Source organism: Kineococcus deserti (assembly GCF_050871945.1).
Lineage (GTDB): Bacteria > Actinomycetota > Actinomycetes > Actinomycetales > Kineococcaceae > Kineococcus.
This window is the reverse complement of the sequence record NZ_JBJLSI010000026.1, coordinates 68,094-75,922: the sequence shown is the minus strand read 5'-3', so window position 1 is coordinate 75,922 and position 7,829 is coordinate 68,094. Positions and strand designations below refer to the sequence as shown.

Here is a 7,829-nt window from a genome sequence, read left to right as displayed (position 1 = left end):
CGGCGTCCAGGACGACGGCCGCCTCGTGCGAGCGCTTGGGGATGAGGTTCAGCGCGTCGGCGACGGTGTCGTGCTCGTGCAGCACCACCGGCGTCTCGAACACCGGGTGCCGGCCCTTGACCCACGCGACGACCTCGGCGACGACGTCGAGCGGCAGGTCCTGCGGCAGCACCGCCATCCCGCCGCGGCGGGCGATCGTCTCGGCCATCCGCCGGCCCGAGACGGCCGTCATGTTCGCGACCACCACCGGGATCGTCGTGCCGGTGCCGTCCCCGGTGGACAGGTCCACGTCGAGCCGGGACGTGACGGCCGACCGCGAGGGGGCCAGGAACACGTCGTTGTAGGTGAGGTCGTGCCGGGGCTGCTGGCCGTCGAGGAAGCGCACGGCACCAGGGTAGGTGCGGGGAGAGCGTGTGCAGGGCTCGTGCACACAGCGGGCGTCCGGGTCGGGCACGGGTTCGCGCGGGCGCGGCCGTCCTACGCTGGCCGGCATGAGCATGGGAACCACCTCGGCGGCCCCGGGCGGCCCGGGCCAGCAGCAGCAGCCGCGCACGGCCGTCGTGGTCGAGGACGAGCCGACCATCGCCGACGCCGTCGCCCGCCGGCTGCGCGCCGAGGGGTACACGGTCGAGACCGCCGGCGACGGTCCCGGCGGGGTCGAGCTGTGCGAGCGGGTCACCCCCGACGTCGTGGTGCTCGACGTGATGCTCCCGGGGTTCGACGGCCTGGAGGTGTGCCGCCGGGTCCAGGCCGCCCGGCCGGTGCCGGTGCTGATGCTCACCGCGCGCGACGACGAGACCGACAAGCTCGTCGGCCTGGGGGTCGGGGCCGACGACTACATGACCAAGCCGTTCTCGATGCGTGAGCTCGTGGCCCGGGTCAACGGCCTGGTCCGCCGCGTCGAGCGCGCCCGCACCCTGGTCGGCTCCCCCGCCCCGGCGAGCGAGGCGATGCGGTTCGCCGTCTCCGACGGCGAGCTGGAGATCGACCGCGCCCAGCGCCGGGTCCGCCGCGCCGGAGAGGAGGTCCACCTGACCCCCACCGAGTTCGACCTGCTGGTGTGCCTGGCCGAGTCGCCGCGCACCGTGCTGACGCGCGAGAAGCTGCTCGAGGAGGTCTGGGACTGGGTGGACGCCTCGGGCACCCGGACCGTCGACAGCCACGTGAAGGCGTTGCGCCGCAAGCTGGGTGCCGACCTGGTCCGCACCGTGCACGGTGTCGGGTACGCCTTCGAGCCCACCGGCGGCCAGGAGGCACCGTGACGTCGCAGCAGCCGGAGCCCGCCGGGACCGGCCTGACGGGTCCGATCCCCATCACCGGCGCCGCCCACGACGCCCGCGCCGGTGCGGCGAAGGCCACGCGCCGGCCCTGGCCGGACGTGCGGCCGCTGGACCCGGTGCACTCCATCAAGACCAAGCTGGCCCTGCTGGTCGCGGCCTCGGTGACCGTGGCCGCGCTGCTGGTCTGGCAGGGGCTGTACCACCACATCGGCCCGCGGTACACGCTGCCGATCTCGATCGTCGTCACCCTCGTCTTCACCCAGGTGCTGGCCCGCGGCATGACCTCTCCCCTGCGCGAGATGACGGTGGCCGCGCGCGCGATGGCCACCGGTGACTACTCCCGTCGCGTCCGGTCGACCTCCAACGACGAGGTCGGCGAGCTGGCCGACGCCTTCAACCGGATGGCCGAGGACCTCGAGGCCGTGGACCGCGAGCGGCGCGAGCTGGTCGCCAACGTCAGCCACGAGCTGCGCACGCCGGTCTCGGCGCTGCACGCGGTCATGGAGAACCTCGTCGACGGGGTCACCGAGCCCGACCACGAGACCCTGAACACCGCGCTGGCGCAGACCGAGCGGCTGGGCCGGCTGGTCGAGCAGCTGCTGGACCTGTCCCGCCTGGACGCCGGCGCGGTGTCGCTGGACCGGGAGTACCTGCAGCTGGAGCCGTTCCTGCAGCAGGCCACCCGCGCGATGTCGATGACGGGTCGCGACGTGCACTTCGTGCTGGACGTGGACCCGCCGGAGCTGGACGTGCTGGTGGACTCGGCGCGGTTGCACCAGGTCGTCGCGAACCTGCTGGACAACGCCTCCCGGCACTCCCCGCCGGGCGGGAAGGTGTTCGTCTCGGCGCACGCGGTGGGTCAGGTCGTGCGGATCAGCGTGCAGGACCAGGGCCCGGGGATCGCCGACGCCGACCGCGAACGCGTCTTCGAGCGCTTCCAGCGCGGCAGCGCCCGCACCGACGGCGGCACGGGGCTGGGCCTGGCCATCGCCCGGTGGGCCGTGCAGTTGCACGGTGGGACGATCCGGGTGGCGCCGACTCCCGAGGAGGGGGGCTGCCGCATCGACGTCCACCTGCCTAGAGTGACTGGTGAGGCACCGGCTGTGACGAAATCGGTACCGCCGGGTTCCTCGCGGTCCTAGGGCGGCGGGCGACCGCATACCACACCGGGATAGGGTGGCGGTGCGCCCGCAGTCGGATCGACAACACGAGGAAGAAGGCGACACCGCCGTGCCTCCACAGCCCTCGCACCACGAGGACAAGATCGCAGCCACCTTCGGCCCCAACGAATGGCTCGTCGACGAGCTGTACGAGCAGTACAAGGCCGACAAGAACTCCGTCGACAAGGCGTGGTGGGACTTCTTCGAGGACTACTCCCCCGCCGAGAACCCGGCCGGCACCACGACCCAGGCCGCACCGTCGGGCGCGAACGGTGCGGGTCCGCAGGTCGAGGAGGCCGGGCGGAACGGTGCGGCGCACGAGGTCCCGAAGACGGCCACCCAGCCCGAGCAGCCGGCTCCCGGGCCGGCCCCGGCTCCGGTGACGAAGCAGGACGGGCAGCAGACGCCCCCGGCCGTGAAGGCCCCCCGGCCCGCGGACGAGCCGGCGAAGGTCGCGCCGCCGGCGAAGGCGGCGCCCGGGGCCGGGACGAAGGCCGGGACGAAGGCCGAGCCCGCGTCCGACACCGTCACCCCGCTGCGCGGTCCCGCCGCCCGCGTGGTGACGAACATGGAGGAGTCGCTGGAGGTCCCGACCGCGACGAGCGTGCGCGCGGTCCCGGCCAAGCTCCTGGTCGACAACCGGATCGTCATCAACAACCACCTCAAGCGCGCCCGCGGCGGCAAGGTCTCCTTCACCCACCTCATCGGGTTCGCGATCGTCGAGGCGCTGGCGGCGATGCCGTCGATGAACGCGGCGTACACGACCGACGCCAAGGGCAAACCCGCCGTGCTGCAGCCGGCGCACGTGAACCTGGGCATCGCCATCGACCTGCCCAAGCCCGACGGCACCCGCCAGCTCATGGTGCCGTCGGTCAAGGAGTGCGAGAACAAGAACTTCGGCGAGTTCTGGACCGCCTACGAGGACGTCGTGCGCCGGGCCCGTGGCGGGAAGCTGACGGCCGACGACTTCGCCGGCACCACGATCAGCCTGACCAACCCGGGCACGATCGGGACGGTCCACTCGGTGCCGCGGCTGGTCAAGGGCCAGGGCGCGATCATCGGCGTCGGGGCGATGGAGTACCCGGCCGAGTACCAGGGCGCCAGCGAGGAGACGCTGACCCGGCTGGCGGTCAGCAAGACGATCACGCTGACCTCCACCTACGACCACCGCATCATCCAGGGCGCCGGCTCGGGTGAGTTCCTACGGATCGTGCACTCCAAGCTGCTGGGCGAGGACGGGTTCTACGACCGCGTCTTCCAGGCGCTGCACATCCCGTACCAGCCGATCCGCTGGACCCCGGACATCTCGATCAGCCACGACGACCAGCTGAACAAGACCGCCCGGCTGGTCGAGCTGGTCCACGCCTTCCGGGTCCGGGGTCACCTCATGGCCGACACCGACCCGCTGGAGTACCGCCAGCGCATCCACCCGGACCTGGAGATCGAGACCCACGGCCTGACGTTGTGGGACCTCGACCGGGAGTTCCCCACCGGGGGTTTCGGCGGCAAGGCGCACATGAAGCTGCGCGACATCCTCGGCGTCCTGCGCGACTCGTACTGCCGCACCGTCGGCATCGAGTACATGCACATCCAGGAACCGGACCAGCGCAAGTGGATCCAGGACCGGGTGGAACGCCCGTACGCCAAGCCGACCGCGGCCGAGCAGCTGCGCATCCTGCGCCGGCTCAACGCCGCCGAGGCCTTCGAGACGTTCCTGCAGACCAAGTACGTGGGGCAGAAGCGGTTCTCCCTGGAGGGCGGCGAGTCCGTCATCGCCCTGCTGGACGCGCTGCTCTCGCGCGCGGCCACGGCCGGGCTGGACGAGGTCTGCCTGGGCATGGCCCACCGCGGCCGGCTCAACGTCCTGACGAACATCGCGGGCAAGAGCTACTCGCAGGTGTTCCGCGAGTTCGAGGGCATGCAGGACCCGCGCACGGTCCAGGGTTCGGGTGACGTGAAGTACCACCTGGGCACCGAGGGCACCTTCACCGGTGAGGACGGCGAGCAGACGAAGGTCTACGTCGCCGCCAACCCCTCGCACCTGGAGGCCGTGAACCCGGTCCTGGAGGGGGTGGCCCGCGCCAAGCAGGACCGCATCAACCTGGCCGGGGCCTCGTTCCCGGTGCTGCCGGTCCTCATCCACGGCGACGCGGCGTTCGCCGGTCAGGGCGTGGTGGCCGAGACGCTGAACCTGTCGCAACTGCGCGGGTACCGCACCGGCGGCACGGTGCACGTGGTCATCAACAACCAGGTCGGGTTCACCACGGCCCCGGCCTCCTCGCGCTCGTCGGTGTACTGCACCGACGTCGGCCGGATGATCCAGGCGCCGATCTTCCACGTCAACGGCGACGACCCCGAGGCCTGCGTCCGGGTGGCGCAGCTGGCGTTCGAGTTCCGTCAGGAGTTCGACAAGGACGTCGTCATCGACATGGTCTGCTACCGCCGCCGCGGTCACAACGAGGGCGACGACCCCTCGATGACGCAGCCGCTGATGTACAACCTCATCGAGAAGAAGCGCAGCGTCCGCAAGAGCTACACCGAGCAGCTCATCGGCCGCGGCGACATCTCCGTGGAGGAGGCCGAGGAGGCGCTGCGCGACTACTCCGCCCAGCTCGAGCGGGCGTTCGCGGAGACCAAGGAGACCAAGGACGGGCCGGTCGACGGCGACTCGCGCGGCGGGCTGGAGAAGCCCTCGGCGCAGGAGGCCGACGAGCAGGCCCCGGCGCAGGCGCGCGAGACGGCCGTGGACGCCGCGGTGCTCAAGCACATCGGGCAGGTGCAGGCCAACCCGCCGGAGGGTTTCACCGTGCACCCCAAGCTGCGGCAGCTGCTCGACAAGCGCGAGCAGATGTCCGTCGAGGGCGGGATCGACTGGGGCTGGGGCGAGCTGCTCGCCTTCGGCTCACTGCTCATGGAGGGCACCCCGATCCGCCTGGCCGGTCAGGACTCCCGGCGCGGCACGTTCGTCTCGCGGCACGCGGTCCTGACCGACCGCAAGACCGGCGCCGAGTGGACCCCGCTGCTGTACCTGGGCCGCGAGGGCGCCGAGCAGGCGAAGTTCTGGATCTACGACTCGCTGCTGTCCGAGTACGCCGCCATGGGTTTCGAGTACGGCTACTCGGTGGAGCGTCCGGACGCGCTGGTGCTGTGGGAGGCGCAGTTCGGCGACTTCTTCAACGGTGCGCAGACCGTCATCGACGAGTTCATCGCGGCCGGTCAGCAGAAGTGGGGCCAGCCGTCCTCGGTCGTGCTGCTGCTGCCGCACGGCTACGAGGGCCAGGGCCCCGACCACTCCTCGGGCCGCATCGAGCGGTTCCTGCAGCTGTGCGCCGAGGACAACATGACGGTCGCGGTCCCCTCGACCCCGGCCAGCTACTTCCACCTGCTGCGCCGCCAGGCCTACGCCCGGCCGCGCAAGCCGCTCATCGTCTTCACCCCGAAGTCGATGCTGCGCCTGAAGGCCGCCCAGTCCGACGTCGAGGACTTCACGAAGGGCACCTTCCAGGAGGTCGTCGCCGACCAGGGCGGCCTGGACGCCACGCAGGTCGACCGGGTGCTGCTGTGCTCGGGCAAGGTCTACTGGGACCTGGCCGCCGAGCGGGCCTCCCGCGGGGACACCCGCACGGCCATCGTCCGGCTCGAGCAGCTCGCACCGCTGCCCGTCGAGCAGGTCCTGCAGGTCCTGGGGCAGTACCCGGACGCGGAGTACGTGTGGGTGCAGGAGGAGCCGGCCAACCAGGGCGGCTGGTGGCACGTGGCGATGGGCCTGTTCCCCTCGCTGGCCGCCAAGCTGCGGCTGGTCTCGCGTCCGGCGTCGGCCTCGCCCGCGGCCGGTTCGGCCAAGCGGCACCAGGCCGAGCAGCGGCAGATCGTCGAGGAGGCCTTCGCGCGCTGACGCCCGCGTCGTCCACCGGCCGAGCCCGCCACCCCCTCGGGGTGGCGGGCTCCGCCGTGCCGCCGTTCGTGGCCTGGCCCGCGGCTCCCGCCCCCGTGAGCGACTATCCTCGCCCCGGACATCCCGCCCCCCTTCGACCGAGCCTTCCCCGATCTCAAGGAGCACCACCCGCGTGAGCGAGGACCAGCAGTGAACGGCCGCTACGACGTGCGGGTGTGCCTCATCGGCGACGAGTTCGTCACCGGGGTCGGCGACCCCCGCGCGCTGGGGTGGGTGGGTCGCGTGTCGGCCCGCACCCCCCGCGAGGACCGCGACATCACCTTCTTCCCCCTCGGCGTCCCGGGCGAGACGACGACCGACCTGAACGTCCGCTGGCGCGAGGAGACCTCCCGCCGGTTCGCCGGCGGCGACGAGCACCGCCTCGTCGTGGGCCTGGGGCACGCCGACATCGACGCCGGCACCACGCTGGCGCGCAGCCGCCTCAACCTCGCCAACGTCCTCGACGAGTGCGAGGCCCGGGGGCTGCCGACGCTCGTCGTCGGTCCCACGCCCGTCTCGGACTCCGAGCGCAACGAGCGCATCGGCGACCTCGCCGACGCCTTCGCCGACGTGTGCGCCCGCCGCCGCATCACCTACGTCGACACCTTCTCCCCGCTGCTGGAGCACGAGGACTGGTACGCCGACCTGGCCGCCTCCGACGGCGTCCACCCCGGTCAGGCCGGGTACGGGCTGCTGGCGTGGCTGGTGCTGCACAGCGGCTGGTACGACTGGCTGGGCGTCCCCCAGCCCTGAGGCGGCCCTGATGCGCACGCCTCCGCAGGAGCCGCAGTTCGGGCCGTGGCGGCCCAGCCCGGTCGCCGCGGTGCTCGACGCGCTCCTGGCGGGGGCCGCTCGCCCGGCCGTCGTGGCCGTCGACGGCCGCAGCGCGTCGGGCAAGTCGACGCTGGCCGGGGTGCTGCACGGGGAAGCGCGCGGCCGGGGGCTGGAGGCGGTCGTCGCGCACACCGACGACGTCGCCTGGCACCACTCCTTCTTCGACTGGGCCGAGCTGCTGCGCGACGGTGTCCTGGCGCCCCTGCGCCGCGGTGAGGCGGTCCGCTGCACGCCCCCGGGCTGGGCACCGCACGGGCGCGAGGGCTCGATCGACGTGCCCGCCGGCGTCGACGTCGTGCTCGTGGAGGGCGTGGGGGCGGGACGGCGGGAACTGACCGACCACCTCGACACCGTCGTCTGGGTCGCCTCCGACCTCCAGGTGGCCCGGGCCCGCGGCATCGACCGCGACGTCGCCTCCGGTGTCAACGGCGACCACGAGCAGGCGAACGCCTTCTGGGACGAGTGGGAGGCCGCCGAGCTGCCGTTCCTGGCCGGGCAGAGGCCCTGGGAGCGGGCGCGGCTCGTCGTGGCCGGCACGCCCACGATCGACCTGGCGCCGGGCGAGGTCGCCGTGGCTCACGGCGCCCTCCCGTAGCGCTCCGGGGTGCGACGGGCGCCGGT

General features: G+C 72.6%; 6 protein-coding genes. 5 read left to right on the top strand and 1 reads right to left on the bottom strand.

The window, feature by feature from the left end; all coding sequences use genetic code 11:
• The coding region (locus tag ACRYR2_RS18215) for an IMP dehydrogenase (RefSeq protein WP_432564311.1) at nt 1-385 on the bottom strand (385 nt) is incomplete at its 3' end.
• 106 nt (nt 386-491) lie between these two features.
• Between ACRYR2_RS18215 and ACRYR2_RS18210 the strand changes: the two genes are divergently transcribed.
• The 5 genes from ACRYR2_RS18210 (at nt 492) to ACRYR2_RS18190 (ending at nt 7,803) form a co-directional block, all read left to right on the top strand.
• Nucleotides 492-1,262, top strand: coding sequence for a response regulator transcription factor (locus tag ACRYR2_RS18210; RefSeq protein WP_432564310.1), 771 nt, complete (start codon nt 492-494; stop codon nt 1,260-1,262).
• Complete coding sequence (locus ACRYR2_RS18205; RefSeq protein ID WP_432564309.1) at nt 1,259-2,422, top strand: sensor histidine kinase; 1,164 nt, start codon at nt 1,259-1,261, stop codon at nt 2,420-2,422. The genes ACRYR2_RS18210 and ACRYR2_RS18205 overlap by 4 nt, the downstream gene beginning before the upstream one ends.
• A gap of 88 nt (nt 2,423-2,510) precedes the next feature.
• Nucleotides 2,511-6,335, top strand: a complete 3,825-nt coding sequence (locus ACRYR2_RS18200) for a multifunctional oxoglutarate decarboxylase/oxoglutarate dehydrogenase thiamine pyrophosphate-binding subunit/dihydrolipoyllysine-residue succinyltransferase subunit (RefSeq protein ID WP_432564308.1) — start codon at nt 2,511-2,513, stop codon at nt 6,333-6,335.
• A gap of 189 nt (nt 6,336-6,524) precedes the next feature.
• Nucleotides 6,525-7,127 (top strand): GDSL-type esterase/lipase family protein, encoded by a 603-nt coding sequence (locus ACRYR2_RS18195; RefSeq protein ID WP_432564307.1) that lies wholly within the window; start codon nt 6,525-6,527, stop codon nt 7,125-7,127.
• A gap of 10 nt (nt 7,128-7,137) precedes the next feature.
• Nucleotides 7,138-7,803: a uridine kinase family protein gene (locus tag ACRYR2_RS18190; RefSeq protein WP_432564306.1), complete on the top strand. Its 666-nt coding sequence runs from the start codon at nt 7,138-7,140 to the stop codon at nt 7,801-7,803.
• Nucleotides 7,804-7,829 lie beyond the last annotated feature (26 nt).